Raw genomic sequence first — 25,718 nt, 5'->3', positions numbered from 1 at the left:
AATGGGTATGTTAGCAGCAGCAATCGCAATTGGTTTGGCAGCTCTTGGAGCAGGTATCGGTAACGGTTTGATCGTTTCTCGTACAGTTGAAGGAATGGCTCGTCAACCAGAAGCAAGAGGTATGCTTCAAACTACAATGTTCATCGGGGTTGCATTAGTTGAGGCGATTCCTATTATCGCAGTTGTTATCGCGTTTATGGTTCAAGGAAGAATGTAATTATCTAAGTAAAAATACGGATAAAATGGCGAAGATTACGATCAAGAACCTTCGCCTTTTATTTAGGATAAGCGGTACTATCTCGAGTGTTTTTTGAAAGGAGTGGAGCGAGCGTGTCTACATTTGTACTAGGTGCTGTACATTTTAACGGCGGTGACATTCTATTTCAGCTAGTCATTATGATTATTCTTATTGCATTGCTGAAAAAGTTTGCTTGGGGTCCGTTAATGGGCATCATGAAGCAGCGTGAAGATTATATTACGAATGAAATTGAAGCGGCTGAAAAAAGTCGTACTGAAGCAAGCAAGTTGCTTGAAGAACAAAAAGAATTATTGAAAGAAGCCCGCTTGGATGCTCAAAACATGATTGAGAATTCCAAAAAGCATGGCGAAAATCAGCGTCAAGAAATTATTGCTACTGCTCGTGAAGAAGCAGAACGCCTTAAAGAATTGGCTCGCATTGAAATTGAACATCAAAAAGAACAAGCAGTTACAGCTTTGCGTGAACAAGTTGCAACTTTATCTGTTTTAATTGCGTCTAAAGTTATTGAGAAGGAACTTAACGAAGAAGATCAACAAAAATTGATCAACGATTATATTCAGAGGGCAGGAGAATAGCGATGAGTCAAAATGTTGTCGCAGAACGCTATGCTTTAGCTCTTTTCCAATTGGCCAAAGAACATAATCTTGTTCAACAAATAGAAGAGGAACTGCGTGTTGTGAAAAAGTCTGTCAGTGAAAACTCTAGCTTTATCACATTGCTCACTTCTCCGAATTTATCTCTTCATGAGAAAAAAAATGTATTGCAAAATGTTTTTTCGAATGTTTCTCCATTCGTTTCACATACGTTGCAGCTGCTGATTGACCGTCACCGTCAAAGTGACATCTTGGATGTAGCTGAGGCTTTTATCGATTTAGCCAATGAAGAAAATGGAGTAGCAGAAGCGACTGTATACTCAACACGACCACTGACTGCAGTTGAAGTTGAAAGCATTTCGGCTTCCTTTGCTCCAAAAGTTGGTAGACGTTCACTGAACATCGAGAATATCGTGGATACAAATCTTCTCGGTGGTTTAAAAATCCGTATTGAAAATCGCATTTACGACGGAAGTCTTCGTGGGAAACTTGACCGTCTTGAGCGTACATTAATCAGTTAACTTTTTGGGAATGTGAAAAAGTTAACCCATCAGATTTTATATTCTGCTGAAAAATGAGGGGTGAATTTCATGAGCATCAAAGCTGAAGAAATCAGTGCGCTGATAAAACAGCAAATTGAAAACTATCAGTCTGATATGGAAGTAAATGATGTTGGTACAGTTATCCAAGTTGGGGACGGAATCGCCCGCGCTTACGGACTGGACAATGTCATGTCAGGAGAACTTGTTGAATTCTCCAACGGTGTTATGGGTATGGCTCAAAACCTTGAAGAAAGCAACGTTGGTATCATCATCCTTGGTCCATATACAGAAATTCGTGAAGGAGACCAAGTTCGTCGTACAGGACGTATTATGGAAGTTCCTGTAGGTGAAGAACTAATTGGTCGTGTAGTAAATCCACTAGGACAACCAATCGATGGTTTAGGTCCAATCAATACAACGAAAACTCGTCCAATCGAAAGCCCTGCACCAGGTGTTATGGATCGTAAATCTGTTCATGAACCTTTGCAAACAGGGATTAAAGCGATTGACGCTCTTGTTCCAATCGGACGTGGTCAACGTGAATTAATCATCGGTGACCGTCAAACTGGTAAAACAACAGTTGCAATCGATACAATTTTGAACCAAGCCGACCAAAACATGATCTGTGTATACGTGGCAATTGGTCAAAAAGAATCGACTGTACGTGGAGCAGTTGAAACGCTTCGCAGACACGGTGCTCTTGACTACACAATCGTTGTAAGTGCATCTGCATCACAACCTGCACCATTATTATTCCTTGCAGCATATGCGGGAGTAACGATGGGTGAAGAATTTATGTACAACGGTAAACACGTACTCGTTGTATATGATGACTTAACAAAACAAGCTTCGGCATACCGTGAGCTTTCCTTGCTACTTCGCCGCCCTCCAGGCCGTGAAGCATATCCGGGGGACGTATTCTACTTGCACTCCCGCCTTTTAGAGCGTGCTGCAAAACTTAGTGACGCTAAAGGTGGAGGTTCCCTAACAGCACTTCCATTCGTTGAAACTCAAGCTGGGGACATCTCCGCATATATTCCAACGAACGTAATTTCAATCACAGACGGACAAATCTTCTTACAATCTGATTTGTTCTTCTCAGGTGTACGTCCAGCGATTAACGCAGGATTATCTGTATCCCGTGTCGGTGGATCCGCACAAATTAAAGCAATGAGAAAAGTTGCGGGTACATTGCGTCTTGACCTTGCATCATTCCGTGAACTTGAATCATTTGCTCAGTTCGGTTCAGATCTTGATAAAGCAACACAAGCGAAACTTGCTCGTGGTGCACGTACAGTTGAAGTACTAAAACAAGACTTGAACAAGCCGATTAAAGTAGAAAAGCAAGTTATGATTTTATATTCATTGACACAAGGCTACCTTGATGACATTGAAGTTCATGATATTCTGCGTTTTGAAGAAGAGTTCTATTCTTGGCTTGATCATAATCGCGCAGAACTACTTGAAAAAATCCGCACAACAGGTGCTCTACCAGCAGACGAAGAAATGGTAGATGCAATCAATACGTTTAAAAGAACTTTCGCTAAAAGCGAATAATATGAAAAGCGTAAGCGCCTTGCTCATCGACGTACAAACTTCAGGACCATCGACTGAGATAAAGGAAACACGATGAGGAACGAGTCGTTGTTGACTTATCATAGGGACAGGGGCAAGAAGTTTGCTAGTCGATAGGCGCTGGAGCTAGACTCGAAAATACACTTTAAAAAGCAGAGCGGTGCAAACCGTTTCTGCTCTACTTTGAAAAAAGGGTGGTGAGAATCAGTGGCATCCTTAAGGGAAATCCAATCTCGCATCAACTCGACGAAGAAAACTAGACAAATAACGAAAGCCATGCAAATGGTTTCTGCAGCAAAACTAAGTCGTGCAGAAATGAATGCTAGAGCATTCGTTCCTTATATGGAAAAGATTCAGGAAGTTGCAGCAAGTATTGCAATGGGAAGCAGGGATGCGACTCATCCAATGCTTGATACTCGTCCTGTTAAACGTACTGGATATATTGTCATTACAGCGGACCGTGGATTAAAAGGTGCATACAATACTAACGTATTACGTGCAGTCCATAACACAATTCAGGAACGTCATAAATCTGATGATGAATATGCCATTATTGCAATTGGACGCATGGGACGCGACTTTTTCCTAAAAAGAAATATGAATGTCGTACTGGAAATCAACGGACTTCCAGATCAGCCATCTTTCGTGGATATTATGGAAATCACGAGCAAAGCGGTTGGAATGTTCTCAGACGAAACGTATGACGAACTATATATGTACTACAACCACTATGTTAGTGCCATCAGTCAAGAAGTGACAGTGAAGAAAGTATTGCCACTTACTGATATCGCACCAACAACAAAGCTTATGTCTTACGAGTATGAGCCATCTGCAGAATCAGTTCTTGAAGTTTTACTGCCGCAATATGCGGAAAGTTTGATTTATGGCGCACTTCTAGATGCAAAAGCAGCTGAGCACGCTGCAGGTATGACTGCTATGAAGAGTGCGACTGATAACGCAGGTGAGCTTATTGATAGCTTGACACTACAATTTAACCGTGCACGTCAGGCAAGCATCACTCAAGAAATTACCGAAATTGTCGGTGGAGTAGCAGCTCTAGAATAATATTTCATATAAGTGTATGTTCAAAAAAGAGGATAAAAGGATCGAGGATTTCAAGACTGAGCAGTTTTGAACAGCGGAAATTCGATGTGTCATTATTACCGGACTTTTTGAACATCTTATTAAACCCAGGTAGGAGGGGAAATGATGAACAAAGGACAGGTTCTACAAGTAATGGGACCAGTTGTTGACGTAAAATTCGCCAATGGCCAACTCCCTGAAATTTATAATGCCCTTAAAGTTACGTATGCAGCGCAAAACGAATCAGAAGTTAACATCGACTTGACATTGGAAGTTGCTCTTCACCTTGGTGATGATACTGTCCGTACTATCGCAATGGCTTCTACAGATGGAGTTCAACGTGGAATGGAAGTACTTGACACAGCAGCACCAATTTCCGTTCCTGTTGGAGATGTTACACTTGGTCGTGTATTTAACGTATTAGGTGAAAATATTGACCTCGATGAAAAATTGGCAGATGATGTGCGTCGTGATTCTATTCACCGTGAAGCACCTAAATTTGAACAGCTATCCACAGAGGTTGAGATTTTAGAAACAGGTATTAAAGTTGTTGACTTACTAGCTCCTTACATCAAAGGTGGTAAGATCGGTCTCTTCGGTGGAGCGGGTGTAGGTAAAACCGTTCTAATCCAAGAATTGATCAACAACATTGCTCAAGAACACGGCGGTATTTCCGTATTCGCTGGTGTTGGAGAGCGTACACGTGAAGGTAACGACCTTTACTATGAAATGAAAGACTCTGGTGTTATTAATAAAACAGCGATGGTATTCGGACAAATGAACGAGCCACCAGGTGCACGTATGCGTGTTGCTTTGACTGGTCTTACAATGGCTGAATACTTCCGTGATGAACAAGGACAGGACGTTCTTTTCTTCATCGACAACATTTTCCGTTTTACTCAAGCAGGTTCTGAAGTATCCGCCCTTCTTGGACGTATGCCTTCAGCGGTCGGTTACCAGCCTACACTTGCAACGGAAATGGGTCAGCTTCAAGAACGTATTACATCAACAAACGTTGGATCTGTAACATCAATCCAAGCGATTTACGTTCCTGCGGATGACTATACAGACCCTGCTCCAGCAACTACGTTCGCTCACCTTGATGCAACGACAAACCTTGAGCGTAAGCTTTCAGAAATGGGTATTTACCCTGCGGTGGATCCACTAGCTTCTACATCAAGAGCCCTTTCTCCAGAAATCGTAGGAGAAGAGCATTATGAAGTTGCACGTTCTGTACAGCAAACATTGCAACGCTACCGTGAATTGCAAGATATTATTGCAATCCTTGGTATGGATGAGCTTGGCGATGAAGATAAACTGGTTGTAGCTCGTGCTCGCCGTATCCAATTCTTCCTATCGCAAAACTTCCACGTTGCGGAACAATTTACTGGCCAACCTGGTTCTTATGTACCGGTAGCTGACACAGTAAAAGGATTTAAAGAAATTCTTGAAGGTAAATATGACCATCTTCCAGAGGACGCTTTCCGTCTTGTAGGGCCGATTGAAGATGTAGTTAAAAAAGCTCAAGACATGGGCGTAGAAGCATAATCAGAGACCAGGAGGGTATGAAATGAAGACATTGCAAGTAAGTATTGTCACTCCCGACGGTCCCGTCTATGACTCCGAAGTTGAAATGGTAAGCACGAAAGCAGAATCGGGAGAACTTGGTATTTTACCAGGACATATCCCATTAGTGGCACCACTTCAAATTGGGGCTGTCCGTCTAAATAACGGAACAGAAACAGAATATGTTGCAGTCAGTGGAGGATTTTTAGAAGTTCGCCCTGACAAAGTAACCATTCTTGCCCAAACGGCTGAAAGATCAGAAAGCATCGACATTGCTCGTGCAGAAGAGGCGAAGAGACGTGCCGAAAGCCGCCTTCAAGGAAGTCAAGATGACATCGATTTTAGACGCGCCGAACTGGCACTAAAAAGGGCCATGAATCGGATAGACGTATACAAACATCATTAATAGAAAAGCGAAAGCGCCTTACTCATCGACGTAAAAACATAATGGCCATTGACTTAAGGACAGAGAAGTTTTCCAGTTGATAGGTGCTGCAGCTTAACAAAAAAATTGAACACCTTCTGATATGTTGAAAAATCAGAAGGTGTTCATATGTATCATTTAGACATGGGGCAGAGGTGATAAAAGATGCTCGAGAATCTTGGTCAGCAAGCCTTGATCAATTTACTCTCCCATTTATTTTTCATTGGTATTACTTTTTTTGCTCTACAAGCGTTAAATTTTGAAAAACTCATTAGAGCAAATAAAGTTTTTCAAGCACGATTGCTTTATATTTTGTTGACGATTGTAATTGGTTCCGCTGCAAGCAACTTTTTTTTAGACTATTTATATTGGTCCAGACAATTACAACTTCTATTTTAATTTTAGGAATTTATATAGGGAGTTTCCCCAATTTATAAAAATAACTTCAATGTAAAACCTCAATTTAACAATTTTTAAGAGAACTAAGACAAATGTAACAGACTTTTAATGCATAATGGGCCTTTTTACCTGTTTTCAATATGACTTCTTTTGTATATTATTTGAAGTGGTGACTCGAAATTTGTCGATGAAAAAAGTCTATTATCGTCTATAGTTGACGTTTTTCTTCAAGTATTACTTTCCCCATAGTGGTAACAATGTAACTAAGGGGGGAAGGATCATGAGAATTAATAGATTTTCCATTTTATCTCAAATTATTATAGCATTTGGTTTCATCTTTATTTTTATTGGGAATAACACCATTGCAGCACCGACATCAACTGATATTCAAAACTTGGCGAAAATCGTTGATAAACATCATGGCAAGATTACTGGATGGTCTTTATATGCAAGAGAATCCGTCTATCTTCTTACTGAAGAAAAGTGGTTGGCGAAAAAGCAAGAATTAGAAGATCAATTTCCGAATATGAAATGGAAATTGTCCAAAGCAAATGGTACATATTCTATACATGGTTTTATTGATCATGGACCGTTTAGCGAATCGATACAAATTCTTTCTGCCAGTAATAGACAAACAACTTCGTACTTAATTTACGAAGCTAATGGGGAGAACTGGAATCCAAAATTTGCTGAGTTAACTGGAAAAACAGTTATGCATCTTTTTAAAGAAAATCCCAAATTATTCTCTTGTATAAAAGGCGAATTCAGTGAGGAACTAAAAGAATTTGTTGATCATTCTTTGGATGGATTATTGCACTCACTGCATGCATCTGAAGTTGAATCCCTTAAAGAAAAGGAATTTTACTCCATATCAGCATTTTCCTCTCTTTTTGCCCAAACCTTATCTTTTACAAACAAACAAATGAATATGCAAATTGGACTTAGGAAAAATGAAATGGGTACGGGAACGACCTTTGTGGTCGGCACACCCATCTTGACGATTGAATATTAATATAAAGAATATGGACGCGGAGGGGAATTCTCTTGGAAAAAATCATCGTCCGCGGCGGAAAAAGGCTGAGCGGCACTGTTAAAGTTGAAGGAGCAAAAAATGCCGTATTGCCTGTGATCGCTGCATCATTATTAGCGAGTGAAGGAAAGAGCATCATACGAGATGTTCCGACTCTCTCCGATGTATATACAATAGGTGAAGTGCTGCGTCATCTAAATGCCAGCGTTGAATTTGTGGATAAAACCATTATTGTGGATGCATCAGAGGATCTAAACATAGAAGCACCGTTTGATTACGTTCGAAAAATGAGAGCTTCAGTACTCGTGATGGGCTCTTTGCTAGCTAGACAAGGCAGAGCGCGTGTTGCTTTACCAGGTGGCTGTGCAATTGGTTCTCGTCCCATCGACCTTCATTTAAAAGGCTTTGAAGCAATGGGGGCAAAAGTAAAAGTAGAGAATGGCTTCATTGAAGCAACAGTCGACAAATTGAGAGGTGCAAAGATTTATTTAGACTTCCCAAGTGTCGGTGCAACCCAAAATATTATGATGGCGGCAGTTCTTGCTGAAGGATCAACTATAATTGAGAACTGTGCTAAAGAGCCAGAAATCGTTGACCTCGCCAATTATTTAAATAGTATGGGTGCTTTTGTTAGAGGAGCCGGAACAGGTACAATTCGTATTGAGGGAGTAGAGAAAATGTATGGTGCCGACCATACAATTATTCCAGACAGAATCGAAGCAGGTACATTCATGGTTGCAGCTGCAATTACAGGAGGCAACGTACTTGTCCAGGGAGCCGTTCCTGAACATTTGTCGTCTGTCATTGCGAAGCTGGAAGAAATGAACGTAACAATTATAGAAGAATCCAATGGAATTCGTGTCATCGGGCCTGACAAATTAAAGGCTGCAGATATAAAGACAATGCCCCACCCCGGCTTTCCGACAGATATGCAATCACAAATGATGGCTTTACTCGTTTGCGCTGAAGGAACAAGCATCATCACAGAAACTGTTTTTGAAAATCGCTATATGCATGCAGAGGAATTTCGCAGAATGAACTCTGATATTAAAATTGAGGGCCGCTCTGTTATCATTAATGGACCGAGCCAGCTTCAAGGTGCAGAAGTAGCTGCCACAGACTTACGTGCTGCAGCTGCGCTCATTATTGCTGGCCTAAAAGCAGACGGCTACACCCGTGTTACAGAATTAAAACATCTTGACCGCGGATATTTAGACTTCCACCTCAAACTCCAATCCCTTGGAGCAGACATCGAACGAGTGAAAGATCTAAGCGATACACCATCCGTGGAAACAGCAGCTGTTGAAACAAATTCATAAGTGAATTCTAAAAAATCCGCCCCTTGTCTAATATGTGATCTGACCCAATAAAGTTAGACAAATAATTTTAGGCAACTTCTAAGACTTGAGTTCGGTATTCTACTGGGCTCAAGTCTTTTAATTTTGCCTTCATTCGTTTGTAATTGTAATACCTAATATATTCTTCTAATTCTTTTTCAAAGTGCGCCATACTTTCAAATTCTTGCAGATACAGTAGTTCAGATTTTAATAAACCGAAGAAATTCTCCATAACGGCATTATCCAAGCAGTTGCCCTTACGGGACATACTTTGTGTAATCTGGTGCTCTTGTAATGTTTTCTGATACTTCTTCATTTGATAATGCCATCCTTGATCAGAATGAAGAATGACTTTATCTTCTGGTTGGATACGTTTAATCGCTTCATCTAACATATCACTCACCAGTTGATAGACCGGTCGATTCATGACTTTATATGCAATAATTTCGCCATTGCACAAATCGAGAACAGGAGACAAATAACGTTTTTCCCCAAATAGATGGAATTCGGTCACGTCTGTTACCCATTTTTGATTCATTTTATCTGCGTTAAAATCACGTTGTAACACGTTCGGCGCGATTTTACCCACGTTCCCTTTATAAGAACGATACTTCTTCATGCGGACCATACATTTTAAGCCCATCTCATTCATTAGACGATTAATTGTTTTAGGATCGTGTGAATAACCGTGTTTCCTCAACTCTTTTGCGACACGGCGATAACCATAACGGCCTTTATGTTCGTGGTAAATTATCTTGATTGTTTCTTTTACTTGTCCATATTTATCTGCTTGATCTAAACGTTTTTCCCAATAATAGTACGTGCTACGTGGAATGCCTGCGACTTCAACTAAATCCACAACTTCATACTGATCCTTTAGTTCAAAAATTACTTGCGCTTTGATTTTGTTTGTAATTTTTCCTGCATCTGAACTAAAGCATTCAACTTTTTTAAGTAAGCATTCTCCATTTCTAAACGCTTGATTTTCGCTTGTAACGCTTCTACTGAGTCTTCACCTGGTGCCAATTTATTTAATTCGTTTTTATTGGTTTCCTTCTTCATGGATGGACGCCCCTTTTTCCTTGGTTCTAGCGCATCCAGCCCTTGTTTTTTTAATATCTGCTCCCAATGATAAATAGTACTTGGAGAAGATATATTAAACTTACTCGCTGTTTCTCGAAGAGAAGCGCCTGTTTCGTTCATAAAATTAAGTACGTCTAGTTTAAACTGAATAGAGTAAGCTGTATAGTCTTTTTCAAAACCTTTGATTCCTTGTGCCTCAAATAACTTTACCCAGTTGATAACTTGAGACTTAGTTGAACCAATACTTTCTGCAATATCTTTATAACTATCAGCTCCACTTAAATAACGTTTCACTGCGTCTAATTTTATTTCCATTGTATACTTTGACATAAAAACACCCCGTAAATGTTAGTTTAGTGTCTAACATTTACGGGGCAGTTCAATGGCGGGTTTTTTATTTTTGGTAAGGTGATTTTGTCTTCTATAAACGTTTTCCTATGTTAATGGTGAATTGCATTTTTTTTCACAGTTTTATTCATAAGTTACATGTAACATAGGATTTTTTCCATAACACTGTTTATTGGACATATCACACGAATCACAATAGAGTTATGTCTAAAAAAACTGGTATATTGGGCATATTACTTGTATCACAAGAGAGGTATGTCTAATAAAATGTCCAACAAAGCTAGCATATTGGACAATTCAACTTGTAATATAAGAAAATTGGTCGATCAAACAAAATTTAAAATAAACCACTAACACCCGAAGTGTTAACCTAAAGTACAACTAATTTTCAATTCACTTACATGGGAAAATTTAATAGAACACATCTGATCGCAAATAGAACTGGCTTGACGAGGAACAGAATTGCCCCGATGGCGAATAGAATGGGCTTGACGGCGAATAGAATTGCTCCGATGGCGAATAGAAAACGCACGACGATGAATAGAACACGTCGGACAGCGAAAAGAAAGCAGACGACATCCAATAGAAACACTTAAGTAAAAATTTTTCAATTTAATAGTTATATTTAGCTTTAAATTAAAAAAAATTGTCCCAAATAACTACGATAAAATCCAAGTATTCTTCAAATTCACCGCCAATAATTATACGAATGTGAACAATCCCCAAAGCATGTCATAAATGCTTGTCCATGCCCATATATTTTAAAAGCAGGGTGATGAATCTCGTCGCCTTAATTTTGTATTGGGGGAATAGGCATGAAGCAATTAAAACCAGCATTCATCTTCGCAGTTATTTTACTAGCACTATCGTTCACCATCCCAGCTATCCTTGTTCATCCTACAAAAGATAAGATGGAAGGGGAGCTAAAAGAACTGAAGGAGATTAAACAGAAGAAAACATCGAAAGAAGAACCCTCGATGGAGGTAGCAGTATTCCGATCAAGCACTAAAAAAATCGAAAAACTTCCTCTTGAAGAGTATGTTATTGGAGTAGTTGCATCGGAAATGCCAGCAGATTTTGAAATGGAAGCTCTGAAGGCACAGGCTCTCGCGGCAAGAACCTATATCGTGAACCAACTCATGAACTCTACTGACGACGACACCATTCCAGAAGGAGCAAATATTGTAGATACTGTAAATCACCAAGTTTATAAAAATAAAGAAGAATTAAAAAAACAATGGGGAAAAGATTATGAATGGAAATTTAAAAAGGTATCAGAAGCTGTAAAAGCTACTGCAGGCAAAATTTTAACATACAATCAAAAACCAATTACGGCTTCCTTTTTTTCAACAAGTAATGGCTATACTGAAAACGCGGAAGACTATTGGAAAAATCAAATTCCTTACTTAAAAAGCGTTGAAAGTCCTTGGGATACAAAATCGCCAAAGTTTAATAGTCAAAAAGTATTGACCATTTCTGAATTTGAAAAAAAGTTAGGTGTCAAAATCGGGACTGGGAATGATATAGGAACGATTACGGGAAGAACGTCAGGAAAGAAAGTCGCTAAAGTTAATATTAACGGTAAGGATTTTACCGGCAGAGAAATAAGAGAAAAGTTAGATCTTAGATCCACAGACTTTACTTGGGCTAGAAAAGGAGATTCAATCGTTATTTCAACAAAAGGATTTGGCCACGGAGTAGGCATGAGCCAATACGGTGCAAATGGGATGGCCCTAGAGGGCAAAAAATACGATGAAATAGTTACGCATTATTATCAAGGTATTGCGATATCGAACGTTGATCAAATAGATGACAAAAAATTGGCCTCGAAATAAAAGATTGCTGGATTCACTGTATGTGGATTCAGCATTTTTTTGTTAATTATGAAATGATAAGTTTTGTTAATTATTTGAGGTTGTGTTGTCCAGCTCCAATGCCTAACGACTACCAAAATTCTGTTCTTCTACTTATGATAAGTCAAAATCAAATCGTCTAAAGGATTATTGTATTTCCTTTCTCTAAGTCCAAGGGCCTGTATCATGTGGGCCAGTAAGTCGATGAGAAAGGCACTTCCTTCTTTTTTTAATAAAAATGTATAATATTTTACATTTGTCGAAAAAATAAGTGGATAAATTCAATTTTCGAAGTATATTATTCTCGCTTTCTGTTCAGAATGGTGACAGAGGTGATGAAAATGAGAGAGGAAGAAAAGAATCGATCTTCTCAATGGAAAACTTTTTTCAAAAAGCGGTGGGTATTTCCAGCAGTTTATCTTGTAGCAGCAGCATTGCTAATTTCTACGATTGTTTGGTATCAAGCAAGCAGTAATAATTCTGCAAAAGATCCAAAGGTCACAGAGAATGGCAAAAATATTTCTGGCAACAAAAATGATGAACCAGTTATTGAAGTAAACCAGTCTTTTGAAAATATCGTGATGCCAGTTAAGAATGAAGATGAGGCAAGAATTGTAACAAAATTTTTTGATGCAAATGCCTCTGCAGACAAGCAAGAAGAAGCAATCATAGTAGATGGAAATAAATATCGTCCGAATCTGGGAATCGATATTGGCAAGAATGATGGTTCAGAGTTTGAAGTAGTTGCTGCCCTTAGCGGAAAAGTTGCTGATGTTCGTCAAGATGCATTGCTAGGAAATGTGATTGAAGTGGAACATGAAAAAGGAGTCGTTACCATTTATCAGTCTGTTAAAGATATAAAAGTAAAAGCAGGCGATCAGGTGAAACAAGGTGACTTACTCGCTACATCTAGTACAAGCCAATTAAATATGGCTGCAAAGAATCATGTTCATTTTGAAATTAGAAAAGATAATAAAGCACTAAACCCACTGACTTATATTGGACAATCACTTACTGCATTAACTGAGGCAGATGTGAATGATTCCAAAATCTCTGGACAAGTAGAGTCCAAAGAGGGAACAGAAGACGTAAAGGATTCTGAGGATACAGAGGAAAGAGATAACTCTCAATCTAACGAAACTCAAACCGAAGAATAAGGCAGTATATGGAGGCGGGCCGCAAATGGTCCGTCTTTTTTTATGCATTAGAAAATAATACTATTTGTTTTGTAATAAAAGAAAGAAAAATGAAATATAAAGGGAATTTAGATAGATATTTTACTCTAATCATCAAAAAATTTACCAATAAATTGCAAAGACATATTAAGAAAGCATGAAGAATATAGCCATTTCTTGTAATAATGAAAAGAATAATGTGTAAAAAATAGGAAAAATGCCTTCTAGTTTTCGTAGCTAAATAACAAGATAATAAGGGAAAAACGTGAGGAGGAAGGCATGAGACAATTAAAAAAAATCGGCTTTATATCTATCGTTTTTTTTCTTTTCTTAGGAATCGGTGAGGAGGTTAATGCTGAAGGTGATTACAAAGTAGGTACAAACTCTTTGAATATCAGGTCTGAACCATCTTTGAAGTCCGAAGTCATTGGTGCCTTGCCTGAAGGAAATATTGTTAATGTGCTAGATATTCAATTTGATTGGGCAAAGATTAATTTTCAAGGTAAAACGGGTTGGGTTGCATCGTATTTTTTATATAATTCAATTAACAAGGTGGACACTTTTGTTAGCGTCACTGCAGACAGTGTTCGTTTAAGAAGTGGACCAGGAACAAATTATCCAATCGTCGCTTTTGCTAAGTATGGTGACACGTTTTCATGGATTGAGACAAAAGGAGATTGGAAGAATATTCGTTTGAAAAATGGACAAACTGCATGGATTGCCGGATGGCTTGTTTCCTCTAATCAGGAACATACAAGTGCAATAAATCCAGATACTCTTCGCGGAAAAACAATTATATTAGACGCCGGTCATGGGGGGCTGGACCCTGGAGCTATTGGAATCGGTGGTTTATTGGAGAAAGATATAAATTATAGCACTGCTGAAGTAATCAAAAAGAAATTAGTACAAGCAGGTGCAACGGTCATTATGACTAGACAGGATGATCGGTATGTCGGATTACATAATCGTGTAAATATCAGCCGAGATTTTCCTTCAAGTGTCTTTATCAGTATCCATCATAACGCCCATAAGAATACTGGAGCAAGAGGAATCAATGCATATTATTATCATCCTGCTGATAAAAATCTAACTATTGCCATTCAGGAACAGTTAAACAAACAAACTCCATTGAAAAATAATGGTGTCCAATTAGGAGATTACTATGTATTAAGGAACAATCATCCCCAATCTATTTTGTTAGAATTGGGATTTATTACAAACTTGAATGACTTAAGTGCCATTCAAAACAATCAATATCAGGAACAAGTGGCAAACTCAATTGTCCAAGGGCTACAAAACTATTTTCACTAACCTGTTTAACTTTAAACAGGTTTTTTGTGCTTCTAATTCATTAGCAAACTCCCCTTCCACTTTTTACGACATTACCCGGGAAATATTTTAACTTCGTTCAACATATAACTACTATTCAATTAATAATAAATCAATCGCAAACCCAACTGGACCAAGGCATCATGGAATATTGTCTCATTTTACGCATATATCTGCCTTAAACACAATAAGTATATACAAACTGTACAAAAAAAAGAGAGTGTTTGAGGTGAGCAATCGTTGCATAGAATCCACATTCAGTTATAGATTTATTTTATATCCAGAAAAGAGAGATGGATTTCAAATAAAGATTTCACTACACAGTCGCAAGCTTCGGAAGGCTGTAATCAATAACTAGCCAGCTTGAGCAGATGGAGTATATTTTTTGAAAACTGACGAGTCTCATTTCACACTCCTCACATCCAATTCGAGGAGGGCGAGCGGTGTGCACGATTACATCAAAGAGAGAACGATCAAGATTGGAAGGTATATCGTGGAGACAAGAAAAACAGTTCGTGTAATTGCGAAGGAGTTTGGAGTATCCAAAAGTACTGTCCATAAAGATTTAACAGAGCGCTTACCAGAGATCAATCCAGATTTAGCAAATGAAGTAAAATTGATTTTGGATTACCATAAATCGATAAGACATTTACGTGGTGGAGAAGCGACGAAGCAAAAATATAGAAAAGAAGAACTAAAAAGTGGTTCATTGAAATAAGGGAGCGGATGCTTCCTTTTTATTTTGAAAATTTCATGTCGAAAAAACAATAATTTTTTCAATTAATGCCAATTTACAAATTGAATATGGTAAAATAAACAATTAGGGAAATAAAATGAAAATGCCTATCTCAGTTGCTTTTTTTCTTAGGAAATAATGATCCAAATGGAAAATAGCGTACATAAAAAATAAATAGATAAAAATGTCGAAAGAAGGGATTATTGTATGTTAGCGAAAGATATTGGGATTGATTTGGGGACAGCAAATGTTTTGATTCATGTAAAAGGGCAAGGGATTGTTTTAAATGAGCCGTCAGTAGTTGCTATTGACCGCAATACAAACAGAGTACTGGCAGTTGGGGAAGAAGCAAGAAGAATGGTCGGAAGGACACCAGGAAACATTGTGGCCATTCGTCCGTTAAAAGATGGCGTCATTGCAGATTTTGATGTGACAGAAGCTATGCTAAAGCATTTCATCAATAAATTGAATGTAAAAGGCTTCTTATCAAAGCCTCGTATTCTAATCTGCTGCCCAACAAATATTACAAGCGTAGAGCAAAAAGCAATTAGAGAAGCAGCTGAAAAAAGCGGCGGAAAGAAAATTTATTTAGAAGAAGAACCGAAAGTAGCTGCGATTGGAGCGGGAATGGATATTTTCCAACCGAGCGGTAATATGGTTATTGATATCGGCGGAGGTACAACAGATATTGCTGTTTTATCGATGGGAGATATCGTAACATCTGCATCCATCAAGATGGCAGGCGATAATTTTGACACTGAAATTTTGAACTATGTAAAAAGAGAATACAAGCTTCTAATTGGGGAAAGAACTTCTGAGAGCATTAAAATTAATATCGGTACAGTTTTCCAAGGAGCACGTTATGAGGAAATGGAAATTCGTGGACGTGACATGGTGACAGGTCTCCCACGAACAATCTCTGTGAATTCTAAAGAAATTGAAGAAGCACTTCGCGAATCCGTTGATGTAATTGTTCAAGCTGCTAAAAATGTACTTGAAAAAACTCCACCTGAATTATCAGCTGATATTATTGATCGCGGTGTGATTTTAACAGGCGGTGGGGCTCTTCTCCACGGTATCGACCAGCTTCTAGCCGAGGAATTAAGAGTTCCGGTTCTTATTGCGGAACATCCAATGGACGCTGTAGCAACTGGAACTGGAATCATGCTTGAAAACATGGACAAAATTTTACGTCGCAGCTTTGTTTAAAAATTGGCCCAGATTATTTAACTGAGGTGATTCGATGTTACGTGGATTTTATACAGCAGCATCCGGGATGTATGCACAGCAACGAAAAACGGATTTATTGACGAATAATATGGCGAATATAAATACTCCTGGCTTTAAGGAAGATACATCTACTATACGGGCATTTCCAGAAATGCTTCTACAACGTATTGAGGCAGGCAAGGCAAAGTCAGAAACAGTTGGCCCAATCAATACGGGAGTTTATATGCAAGAAACGTTACCCCGATTCATTCAAGGTGATCTTCGGCAAACAGATATAGGAACGGATCTTGCGCTAACAGATTTAGAAGGCACACCCGTATTTTTTATAGTGGAAGAAAACGGCCAAACTAAATATACGCGGAACGGACGCTTTACTTTGGATGCCGAAGGCTTGCTGACAACAACAGAAGGTTTTTCTGTCCTTGATGTAAATGGCAATCAGATTCGTTTAAATAGTGATCGTTTTAAGGTAACGAGCAATGGAATCATCGAGGAAAATGGTGCTCAGGTTGCACGACTTGGAATCGCAGCTGCGGAAAACCCTGAAGCACTCATCAAGGAAGGAAACGGTCTTTATCGTACAGAAAATAATGGACAGCTTCCAAACGTTGATGGTACGTTTTCAATATCACAAGGCTTTATAGAAGCATCCAACGTCGATCCCACTCGTGCGATGGCTGATATGCTCACGGCATATAGGGCGTTTGAAGCGAATCAAAAAATTCTTCAAGCATATGACAGGAGTATGGAAAAAGCAGTGAACGAAATTGGAAGAGTAAATGGATAAGTATTTTCCAAGGAGACTGAGTGATGAACAGATCAATGACGACGGCAACCAACACTTTGAGCCAGCTGCAAAAGCAATTTGATATCATAAGCAATAACATCGCAAACTCAGGGACGAAGGGTTTTAAAAGAAGAGATGTTTCTTTCGCAGATATGGTTTTTCAGGAGATTAATAATCAACCTTCTCGGGAAAATGAAATCGAAAGGTTGTCTCCGCATGGAATTCGCCAAGGGGTCGGTGCCAAGATTTCAAAATCAGCTATCGTTTTGAATCAAGGCCCTATCCAAAATACAGGCAGATTCTTAGATTTTGCTTTTACATCTGAAAACCAGTTTTTAAAAGTCCGCGTTCAAGATGACAGTGGAACTCATATAAGATTTACACGAAACGGTGCTCTTTATGTAACTCCATCAGGAAATAATCAATTAATGCTTGTTACACAGGATGGGCATGCTGTCTTAGACCAAAATAATAATCCGGTTATTTTTTCAGACCAATTAAATCGTTTTACGATTACAAATCATGGAACGTTTCAAGCGAGCGGCGAACAAGGACAAGCCAACATTGATTTAGGGGTTATTGCCTTGAATAAACCGCAATATATGGAACAAAAAGGTGATTCACTTATTGGATTACCTGATAATAATACGGTAAATCCTGCTTTGGTCTTTACAGACTTGGCAGGACCAGAACGAAATACAATTGCGATGCAGCAACAAGCCTTAGAAGGCTCTAATGTCGATTTAGGCAAAGAACTCACTGATATCATGAACGTTCAACGTGCACTGCAATTTCAATCTCGAGCAATTACCGTGTCAGATCAAATGATGGGGCTAGTTAACGGAATTCGTTAAAAAACGCAACCAATTTTGATAAAATGTGATATGATAAAGAAACATTTATTCATACTCCCAGTTTTAATAGGCGAAAAAGGCTGCGCCATTTGGGAGCAAAGGAGTTTACCATATGGCGAAAGAGATCAGCCAAGCAGAAGTACAATCGAGAGAAGATATAAAAAAGAAAAAACGCGAGGAAAAAGCCGAAAGAAAAGAAGCTAAAAAGAACGCGATTCCAAAGCGAATTCGAGTTCGTTTAATTCCAATTTGGCTGCGTCTTTTCCTCGTAATCGCTTTGGTCGCCGGGAGCCTAATAGGTGGTTTAATGGTCGGCTATGGTGTTATGGGCGGTGAGAATCCAAAAGACGTTTTGAAAAAAGAAACATGGACTCACATCGTAGATCTTGTTGTGGAAAAAAAGTAAGGAACATCAACATGGGTTCATCAGCAAAGCTGGTGGCCCTTTATTATACAAAAAAGGAGGATGCAACATGCTTGATATCCAACAAATAAAAGAAATCATCCCTCATCGCTATCCATTTTTATTAGTTGATAAAATTATTGAAATTGAAGAGGGTCAGAAAGTGGTTGGGATAAAAAATGTCTCAGCAAACGAAGAGTTTTTCAATGGTCATTTTCCTGATTTTCCAGTAATGCCAGGTGTTTTGATCGTTGAGGCATTAGCTCAAGTCGGTGCCGTAGCTATGCTAAAAAAGGAAGAAAATCGTGGGAAGATCGGCTTTCTAGCTGGTCTTGATAACTGCCGATTTAAGCGCCAAGTAAGACCAGGTGACCAACTTCGCCTGGAAGTCGAAATCACCCGCGTAAAAGGCCCGATTGGAAGAGGAAAAGGGATCGCAACCGTAGACGGAGAAGTTGCGTGTGAAGCGGAAATTACATTTGCTTTAAAATAATTTTGGAATTTATGAATGGAAAAAAAGTCCCGCTTCAAACATGGCAAGTGATCTGACCCAATAAAGTTAGACAAATAATTTTAGGCAACTTCTAAGACTTGAGTTCGGTATTCTACTGGGCTCAAGTCTTTTAATTTTGCCTTCATTCGTTTGTAATTGTAATACCTAATATATTCTTCTAATTCTTTTTCAAAGTGCGCCATACTTTCAAATTCTTGCAGATACAGTAGTTCAGATTTTAATAAACCGAAGAAATTCTCCATAACGGCATTATCCAAGCAGTTGCCCTTACGGGACATACTTTGTGTAATCTGGTGCTCTTGTAATGTTTTCTGATACTTCTTCATTTGATAATGCCATCCTTGATCAGAATGAAGAATGACTTTATCTTCTGGTTGGATACGTTTAATCGCTTCATCTAACATATCACTCACCAGTTGATAGACCGGTCGATTCATGACTTTATATGCAATAATTTCGCCATTGCACAAATCGAGAACAGGAGACAAATAACGTTTTTCCCCAAATAGATGGAATTCGGTCACGTCTGTTACCCATTTTTGATTCATTTTATCTGCGTTAAAATCACGTTGTAACACGTTCGGCGCGATTTTACCCACGTTCCCTTTATAAGAACGATACTTCTTCATGCGGACCATACATTTTAAGCCCATCTCATTCATTAGACGATTAATTGTTTTAGGATCGTGTGAATAACCGTGTTTCCTCAACTCTTTTGCGACACGGCGATAACCATAACGGCCTTTATGTTCGTGGTAAATTATCTTGATTGTTTCTTTTACTTGTCCATATTTATCTGCTTGATCTAAACGTTTTTCCCAATAATAGTACGTGCTACGTGGAATGCCTGCGACTTCAACTAAATCCACAACTTCATACTGATCCTTTAGTTCAAAAATTACTTGCGCTTTGATTTTGTTTGTAATTTTTCCTGCATCTGAACTAAAGCATTCAACTTTTTTAAGTAAGCATTCTCCATTTCTAAACGCTTGATTTTCGCTTGTAACGCTTCTACTGAGTCTTCACCTGGTGCCAATTTATTTAATTCGTTTTTATTGGTTTCCTTCTTCATGGATGGACGCCCCTTTTTCCTTGGTTCTAGCGCATCCAGCCCTTGTTTTTTTAATATCTGCTCCCAATGATAAATAGTACTTGGAGAAGATATATTAAACTTACTCGCTGTTTCTCGAAGAGAAGCGCCTGTTTCGTTCATAAAATTAAGTACGTCTAGTTTAAACTGAATAGAGTAAGCTGTATAGTCTTTTTCAAAACCTTTGATTCCTTGTGCCTCAAATAACTTTACCCAGTTGATAACTTGAGACTTAGTTGAACCAATACTTTCTGCAATATCTTTATAACTATCAGCTCCACTTAAATAACGTTTCACTGCGTCTAATTTTATTTCCATTGTATACTTTGACATAAAAACACCCCGTAAATGTTAGTTTAGTGTCTAACATTTACGGGGCAGTTCACAAGTAAGTTTGGAGCGGGATTTTTTTGGGGGAATATGGTCGTAAAGATAACCAATCGCAATATAGGTGCCCTTCACGATTTGGAATATGGTCGTGAAGGTAACCAATCGCAGTATAGGTGCCCTTCACGGTAGGAAAGATGGTCGTGAAGATAACCAATCACTGTATATGTGCCCTTCACGGTAGGAAAGATGGTTGTGAAGGTAACCAATCGCATTATATGTGCCCTCCACAGTTGGAAAATAATCACAAAGGTAACAAATCCACCCACCATTCGTCCACCATAAACATGTAGAGTGAAACCCCATAACAAATCTCAACACTATATTTTCCCTTCGCTCATCTTCTCCTTAATCAATTCATACGTTTCAAAACTAAAATCTCTATACGGAGTGTCTGGCATAGGACTGATATTTTTAATCGCAAGTTCAGCAAGTGCCAAAGCTTTATCAAAATTTCCCAATTCCATATGACAACGTGCTTTATAAGAATCTGCAACATAAAATATAGATAAATCAAATGGATGATGCACAAAGGATGGCACATTGATTTTATCAAGCAAATGGAGAACATTTTTATATTGCTGAAGCCCGAATAAAGCTTTTCCCTTTTCAAGAAAGAAGAATTGTTCGTAAAATTGAGTCAAACTAGGATCCTTTAAATGTGAATCGATTTCTTCTAAGGCGGCTGTGTAACATTGATTCATTACTAGATATTCGATATTTAATAAATCGCAAAATATAAGCGAGTTCATATCATCCGCAAATTCCCCGTATTGTCTTAACTTTTGTAAGTAATAAACTCTTTTTTCATCATTTTTAAACATTAAAGCGTGTCCAGCCGCCACTCTGTACAAATCGTCAATCCGGAAAAAAATACGGTGCTCTTTTGAATATTCCATGGCACTTTCCATAATGTGAGTAGCCGAATCCGAGTCTCCCACAGCAAAATGCAATATAGCTTCATGGAAGTCTAAATCGACACGAGTCATCGGATCAATATAGGCATATTTTGATTCAATTTCCGTACGCTCTCGGAGTAGAATTTCTAATGCTTTTTTATAATCATGTTCCGAAAATTTCATCATCGCACGAAACAACCCTATTTCAGCACGTCTAGCCCCCAAGTTCATCTGATCATATAATAGGGCAGCCTTATCAGAAGTATCTTGCCATCCGTCCATCCCTTCATGATAAAGACAACGACTTACGATTTCTAAAAGACGTGCCGATTCATATCCTTGATTAAGTTTATCCAGCAATGGTTCAACAATTGAAATGATTTTTTTATATTCGTCTGTCTTTTGGTCAAATTCAATATTAAATAACAACTCAACTTCCTCAAGAACTTCACTAAAATGATATGGGGGGATCGCACCCAACAATACAGAGACGTCAACTTCAAGCTGCTCTGCAATATATGTTAAGCTTTCGATTGAAGGCCTTGCCTTATTATTTTCAATTAAACTAAGCATTCCCTTAGTCATAGTAGTCCCTGCAAGTCCTTCTAATGTCATTTTCTTCTGTTTTCTCAAATCCCTAATTCGTTCACCTAGAGTATCTATTTTACAACACCTCTTACATTAATATAGTTTAATTATATTAAACTTTTGCTTGCAATGAAAGTCAATAGGTGGTATATTTTGTTTAATCACATTAAACTTTTTTGAACGGAGTGTTTTCATGGAAGAGGCATTAAAGCTAAAAAGAGCAACATACCACTTATGGACGTTTACGACGAGTAAGCTAATTTCAACATTTGGAGCAAATGTATACGCATTCGCGATTAGCTTTTATATTTTGCAGACGACAGGATCTGCAACGAGTTTTGCTACAAATTTAATATGTAATATTTTACCCAAAACATTGGTTGGACCATTTGTAGGGTATGTTGCCGATAATTACTCTAGAAAAAAGATTGTTATTCTATCTCAAATCGCTACAACTTTAGCCATATGTGGACTGTTAATCGTCACTTCTACAGTGGGTATTTCACTCATTGCAATCTATGTAACGACATGTATTCTGTCATTGACATCCATATTCTCAGGAATTACATTTAGTTCCTCAATAACTGGACTTGTTGATGAAAAAAGAATTCAAAAAGCGATGTCATTAAACCAAATGTCAATTTCATTCGCTTCAATCGGAAGCCCGGCAGTTGGCGGTCTTTTATACGGAGCTGTGTCTCTTCCAGTATTTCTAATTATTTATATCTTTGCTTCCATTTTTGCCGTCATTCTTGAATCAACGATGAACTTTAAATTATTTGCAAAGCGGAAGGAAAAAGCAGAAGGAGAAGCAAAAGAGCCTATGTGGCAAAGTATGAAAGCAGGGTTTGCTTATTTAAAAACACAGCCTGTCATCATGGCCATCATTTGGATCGCACTAATGGTGAATTTCTGTTTTGGGGCGTTTGAGGTGGGTTATTCGTACGTACTCATTGAAAAATTAAAAATGGCTGCTCAGCATTTTGGCTTTACTGAAGGAGCCTTCGCATTAGGGATGCTGCTGATGTCTATATACTTCTCTGTCCGTAAAGAAGTAAAATATCCACTTATCGTATCAAAAAGAGGCATTCTTGCAATGGGGCTTTTTATGGGGGGAACAGGTCTGCCGTTATTAATGTCCATGTCTTACAATCTTAACGTCATTTATTATATTGTTCTTATGTTCGGATTCGGATCTATGATCATTCTTGTGAATACTCCAATCCAAGTGATGATGCAAAAGCAAATTGATGATGATTACAAAGGGAGAATTTTTTCCATCCTTGAAACGATGGCGATGGCACTTTTGCCGCTTGGAATGGTGATCTACGGATTTCTTTATGACTTATTTCCGGCTCAGTGGGTATTGCTTGCGTCTACGGCTCTCCTTATAGGTGTGGTGTTAGGATTAGCCAGGCCTTCAATCATTCGTATGGCTCATCCAGAGCGTTTTGAAAAAAAGGTGATTAAAGCAAAAACTGTGTCACAATAAATGTTTATATAAGAAAAAAATAGGTTATATAGGTGGTACTGGGACAATTATTCCAGTACCATTTTTTATTTTTTTTGGTAGAAAAAAAATATGCACGTTTTTGGAGAAATTGGGAAAGCTAAGGTCAGACCATGCGCAGGGTCAATTTTCATCGCGATGTCAAAATCTGAAAGGAGCTTACCAAATGAAAAAAGCAGTAAAAATTATTGGAGGAATGGCATTAGCATCCATGCTACTAGTGGGTTGTGCAACGAATAACCAAGAACCGCCTCCGCCGAATACGAATAATGATACAAATGTTCCAACTACTCCAGACAATAACAATGGTGTCAACGACAATAACGGAGTCAACAACAATGGCCTGGATAATAATACTGATACAAATCCAAACAATAACATGAATAATACGGACACCAACAGATAAGCAGGGGACAAAAACCCTGCTTTCTTTTTTTATATATTATTAATTATTGGTTGTTCAACCTTTATAGTCTCGCCCTTTCTTCATCCGATTCCGAAACTCCTCTATAAGCTGGTCACCACTTAAACCTTCTTTAATTAAGTCATCCAGCAACATTTCAGGGTATTCATTGCGTCGTTTACTCAAACGGCCTTCGAATAAAACACTGATGTTTTCTCCCAATACTTGGAGAGTATTTACTTTTACAGTAAAAGGTGCTGGATCGTTAGCTGCGTGAGTAATGATAACCCTGATTTCAAAAAGTTCCTGGCTTTCATGTCTTTTTTGAAAATGCCCGATATACTGCTTGTCCACGAAGGCTTCAATGATCCAATATCCGTCTTCATTTTCCTTATTGATGATCAACCCATCTTTAAGGGGAATATCTGTCGCTTTTTTTTCTTCGTAAATTTGCAGAGCAACAATTTTAAAAGTTTTCATTTAAGCATGCCCCCACGCCGTTCTTTTATAAAATTATATCATCTTTCCCATCTTAAATAAAAAAGTGTAAACAATGTAAAAATTGAATTTCAAATAAGAGGTGTGTTGAAAAAAGAATTTTCTCTATAGATTATGTCGATTTTAGTCATGACAGAGAGATTAAAAGAAGACCTCACTCATTTTACACAAAAATTAATGTGCTATAAGATGGGAATACCCTGCAAAAAAGGAGTTGAAAAAAAGTTGATAAACCAAGTGACACTAGTAGGCAGGCTTACGAAAGATCCAGTTATACGGTATACAATGGAAGGGACACCTGTGATGAATGTAACACTAGCTCTTAACCGTCATTACCGTAATGCCAAAGGCGACTTTGATGCTGACTTTGTATTATGTACATTATGGAACAAAGCAGCAGAAAACACCTCAAAATATTGCACCAAAGGTTCGCTGATCGGCATCATGGGCAGGATCCAGACGAGGAATTATGACGGATTAGAAGGAAAAAAGGTTTACGTCACGGAAGTCATCGCTGATACTGTCAAATTTTTGGGCAGTCGCCCAGCAGAAGAGAAAACAGATGAAAAGGAATTATTGCCATTCTAATGAAAGCGTTAACTTTAAAGGAGGTGAATTTTTGAGAACGAATCAACACAACGATTCAATTGAAATACTGATTGGAGACCTCATCTTTAAACTCGGAAAAGCCAACCAACAAATTCATCAATTATCACAAAGAGTTACTCAACTTGAATTCCTTCTCCAAAATCAGCAAACGGAATCATTTTCTAAAACCCATCATTCTAGCTTCGTAAAAAAAATAATGGCACAATAATTTTCTTTCCCCCATGTGCCTTTCATTGATCCATCCTCGCTTTAGCATCCCTCCAATTGAACGGGGCTGCTCGCAAAAGTGGGCAGCCCCTATTTTTTGGATTGAATCATTTTTTCAGCTTCTTCTTTTTCAATAAGTGGAGGCACATCGCACTCCAAATACAGTGCCGCTTCTTTAAGCAAAACAGGGAGCACGTTTCCCGCCTCACTTAGTGACTTCCAGCGCAAGGTTTCAGGAAGCCACGAAGTAGGAAAGAGGGATGGGTCGTCAAGTAGCCCATCCACTTCAGTCTCACAAATTCCCCTGAGTAAAAAATCATTCCGCAGCTCATCCCGTTCCTGATGAAACAATTCATCTCTCTTTTTCAAAGTGGAAAGCAATTGTTTGAGTTGATTCATTAAAAGAC

28 protein-coding genes are annotated in these 25,718 nt (G+C 38.4%); 23 read left to right on the top strand and 5 right to left on the bottom strand.

All coding sequences use genetic code 11. The features are described from left to right. The first annotated feature begins 1 nt into the window (after nt 1). The 10 genes from atpE (at nt 2) to murA (ending at nt 8,790) form a co-directional block, all read left to right on the top strand. On the top strand, nt 2–217 hold the full coding sequence (atpE, locus tag KHA97_RS12345) for a F0F1 ATP synthase subunit C (protein WP_213111247.1): 216 nt from the start codon (nt 2–4) through the stop codon (nt 215–217). 113 nt (nt 218–330) lie between these two features. Beyond that, entirely contained in the window at nt 331–834 is a 504-nt protein-coding gene (gene atpF, locus KHA97_RS12340; protein ID WP_213125035.1) for a F0F1 ATP synthase subunit B, read from the top strand. A gap of 2 nt (nt 835–836) precedes the next feature. Continuing rightward, nucleotides 837–1,373, top strand: coding sequence for a F0F1 ATP synthase subunit delta (locus KHA97_RS12335; protein ID WP_213125034.1), 537 nt, complete (start codon nt 837–839; stop codon nt 1,371–1,373). A 69-nt stretch (nt 1,374–1,442) separates the two neighbouring features. Next, complete coding sequence (gene atpA / locus KHA97_RS12330; protein ID WP_213125033.1) at nt 1,443–2,951, top strand: F0F1 ATP synthase subunit alpha; 1,509 nt, start codon at nt 1,443–1,445, stop codon at nt 2,949–2,951. Between the two features lie 225 nt (nt 2,952–3,176). After that, on the top strand, nt 3,177–4,034 hold the full coding sequence (locus KHA97_RS12325) for a F0F1 ATP synthase subunit gamma (RefSeq protein WP_213125032.1): 858 nt from the start codon (nt 3,177–3,179) through the stop codon (nt 4,032–4,034). A gap of 144 nt (nt 4,035–4,178) precedes the next feature. Continuing rightward, nucleotides 4,179–5,600, top strand: coding sequence for a F0F1 ATP synthase subunit beta (gene atpD / locus KHA97_RS12320; RefSeq protein WP_213125031.1), 1,422 nt, complete (start codon nt 4,179–4,181; stop codon nt 5,598–5,600). 22 nt (nt 5,601–5,622) lie between these two features. Next, nucleotides 5,623–6,024 (top strand): F0F1 ATP synthase subunit epsilon, encoded by a 402-nt coding sequence (locus KHA97_RS12315; RefSeq protein ID WP_213125030.1) that lies wholly within the window; start codon nt 5,623–5,625, stop codon nt 6,022–6,024. 183 nt (nt 6,025–6,207) lie between these two features. Beyond that, on the top strand, nt 6,208–6,441 hold the full coding sequence (locus KHA97_RS12310) for a DUF1146 family protein (RefSeq protein ID WP_213125029.1): 234 nt from the start codon (nt 6,208–6,210) through the stop codon (nt 6,439–6,441). A gap of 280 nt (nt 6,442–6,721) precedes the next feature. After that, nucleotides 6,722–7,453 carry a YwmB family TATA-box binding protein gene (locus KHA97_RS12305; RefSeq protein ID WP_213125028.1) on the top strand — a complete coding sequence of 244 codons (732 nt, stop codon included), beginning with the start codon at nt 6,722–6,724 and terminating at the stop codon, nt 7,451–7,453. A 32-nt stretch (nt 7,454–7,485) separates the two neighbouring features. Beyond that, entirely contained in the window at nt 7,486–8,790 is a 1,305-nt protein-coding gene (gene murA, locus KHA97_RS12300) for a UDP-N-acetylglucosamine 1-carboxyvinyltransferase (protein WP_213125027.1), read from the top strand. Between the two features lie 67 nt (nt 8,791–8,857). Here murA and KHA97_RS12295 read toward each other — a convergent pair. After that, nucleotides 8,858–10,221 (bottom strand): IS3 family transposase gene (locus tag KHA97_RS12295; protein ID WP_213125017.1). Its coding sequence is split into 2 segments (ribosomal slippage): nt 8,858–9,762 and nt 9,762–10,221, totalling 1,365 coding nucleotides; the frame shifts between segments, so codons are not numbered across the junction. A gap of 833 nt (nt 10,222–11,054) precedes the next feature. Between KHA97_RS12295 and spoIID the strand changes: the two genes are divergently transcribed. The 9 genes from spoIID (at nt 11,055) to fabZ (ending at nt 19,099) form a co-directional block, all read left to right on the top strand. Next, the gene (gene spoIID / locus KHA97_RS12290) at nt 11,055–12,074 is read left to right on the top strand and encodes a stage II sporulation protein D (RefSeq protein ID WP_213125026.1); all 1,020 of its coding nucleotides are present in this window, start codon (nt 11,055–11,057) and stop codon (nt 12,072–12,074) included. A 353-nt stretch (nt 12,075–12,427) separates the two neighbouring features. Then, nucleotides 12,428–13,249 (top strand): M23 family metallopeptidase, encoded by an 822-nt coding sequence (locus tag KHA97_RS12285; RefSeq protein ID WP_233713460.1) that lies wholly within the window; start codon nt 12,428–12,430, stop codon nt 13,247–13,249. Nucleotides 13,250–13,546: 297 nt separating this feature from the next. Next, a complete protein-coding gene (locus KHA97_RS12280) occupies nt 13,547–14,578 on the top strand; it encodes an N-acetylmuramoyl-L-alanine amidase (protein WP_213125024.1) in 1,032 nt (343 codons plus the stop codon). A 463-nt stretch (nt 14,579–15,041) separates the two neighbouring features. After that, complete coding sequence (gene spoIIID, locus KHA97_RS12275) at nt 15,042–15,314, top strand: sporulation transcriptional regulator SpoIIID (RefSeq protein ID WP_213125023.1); 273 nt, start codon at nt 15,042–15,044, stop codon at nt 15,312–15,314. 225 nt (nt 15,315–15,539) lie between these two features. Continuing rightward, nucleotides 15,540–16,541 carry a rod shape-determining protein gene (gene mreB, locus KHA97_RS12270; RefSeq protein ID WP_213125022.1) on the top strand — a complete coding sequence of 334 codons (1,002 nt, stop codon included), beginning with the start codon at nt 15,540–15,542 and terminating at the stop codon, nt 16,539–16,541. Nucleotides 16,542–16,575: 34 nt separating this feature from the next. Beyond that, a complete protein-coding gene (locus KHA97_RS12265) occupies nt 16,576–17,349 on the top strand; it encodes a flagellar hook-basal body protein (protein WP_213125021.1) in 774 nt (257 codons plus the stop codon). A 23-nt stretch (nt 17,350–17,372) separates the two neighbouring features. Next, a complete protein-coding gene (locus KHA97_RS12260) occupies nt 17,373–18,203 on the top strand; it encodes a flagellar hook-basal body protein (RefSeq protein WP_213125020.1) in 831 nt (276 codons plus the stop codon). Between the two features lie 112 nt (nt 18,204–18,315). Continuing rightward, nucleotides 18,316–18,609: a DNA-directed RNA polymerase subunit beta gene (locus KHA97_RS12255; RefSeq protein ID WP_213125019.1), complete on the top strand. Its 294-nt coding sequence runs from the start codon at nt 18,316–18,318 to the stop codon at nt 18,607–18,609. Between the two features lie 67 nt (nt 18,610–18,676). Next, nucleotides 18,677–19,099: a 3-hydroxyacyl-ACP dehydratase FabZ gene (fabZ, locus tag KHA97_RS12250; RefSeq protein ID WP_213125018.1), complete on the top strand. Its 423-nt coding sequence runs from the start codon at nt 18,677–18,679 to the stop codon at nt 19,097–19,099. Nucleotides 19,100–19,179: 80 nt separating this feature from the next. On the opposite strand, the gene KHA97_RS12245 is transcribed toward fabZ, so the two are convergent. Next, a protein-coding gene (locus KHA97_RS12245) for an IS3 family transposase (RefSeq protein WP_213125017.1) occupies nt 19,180–20,543 on the bottom strand; the annotation gives its coding sequence in 2 pieces (ribosomal slippage) (nt 19,180–20,084 and nt 20,084–20,543; 1,365 coding nt in all). Nucleotides 20,544–20,917: 374 nt separating this feature from the next. Then, a complete protein-coding gene (locus KHA97_RS12240; RefSeq protein ID WP_233713459.1) occupies nt 20,918–22,129 on the bottom strand; it encodes a helix-turn-helix domain-containing protein in 1,212 nt (403 codons plus the stop codon). Nucleotides 22,130–22,277: 148 nt separating this feature from the next. Here KHA97_RS12240 and KHA97_RS12235 point away from each other — a divergent pair, with 148 nt between their 5' ends. Together KHA97_RS12235 and KHA97_RS12230 are read left to right on the top strand one after the other, a co-directional pair. Further along, the gene (locus KHA97_RS12235) at nt 22,278–23,576 is read left to right on the top strand and encodes an MFS transporter (protein WP_213125016.1); all 1,299 of its coding nucleotides are present in this window, start codon (nt 22,278–22,280) and stop codon (nt 23,574–23,576) included. Nucleotides 23,577–23,760: 184 nt separating this feature from the next. Next, a complete protein-coding gene (locus KHA97_RS12230) occupies nt 23,761–24,000 on the top strand; it encodes a hypothetical protein (protein WP_213125015.1) in 240 nt (79 codons plus the stop codon). Nucleotides 24,001–24,054: 54 nt separating this feature from the next. On the opposite strand, the gene KHA97_RS12225 is transcribed toward KHA97_RS12230, so the two are convergent. Beyond that, a complete protein-coding gene (locus tag KHA97_RS12225) occupies nt 24,055–24,477 on the bottom strand; it encodes a YwpF-like family protein (RefSeq protein ID WP_213125014.1) in 423 nt (140 codons plus the stop codon). A 243-nt stretch (nt 24,478–24,720) separates the two neighbouring features. On the opposite strand from KHA97_RS12225, the gene KHA97_RS12220 reads away from it, so the two are divergent. Beyond that, nucleotides 24,721–25,083 carry a single-stranded DNA-binding protein gene (locus KHA97_RS12220; protein WP_213125013.1) on the top strand — a complete coding sequence of 121 codons (363 nt, stop codon included), beginning with the start codon at nt 24,721–24,723 and terminating at the stop codon, nt 25,081–25,083. Nucleotides 25,084–25,114: 31 nt separating this feature from the next. Then, nucleotides 25,115–25,312: a hypothetical protein gene (locus tag KHA97_RS12215; protein ID WP_213125012.1), complete on the top strand. Its 198-nt coding sequence runs from the start codon at nt 25,115–25,117 to the stop codon at nt 25,310–25,312. Nucleotides 25,313–25,401: 89 nt separating this feature from the next. Here the strand turns inward: KHA97_RS12215 and KHA97_RS12210 are convergent, their stop codons facing one another. Then, complete coding sequence (locus tag KHA97_RS12210) at nt 25,402–25,710, bottom strand: hypothetical protein (protein ID WP_213125011.1); 309 nt, start codon at nt 25,708–25,710, stop codon at nt 25,402–25,404. Between the last annotated feature and the right edge of the window lie 8 nt (nt 25,711–25,718).

This window comes from Lederbergia citri (assembly GCF_018343625.1).
Taxonomy (GTDB): Bacteria; Bacillota; Bacilli; order Bacillales; family Bacillaceae_C; genus Lederbergia; species Lederbergia citri.
The sequence above is the reverse complement of the archived record's forward strand: the minus strand, read 5'-3'. Positions and strand labels throughout refer to the sequence as shown.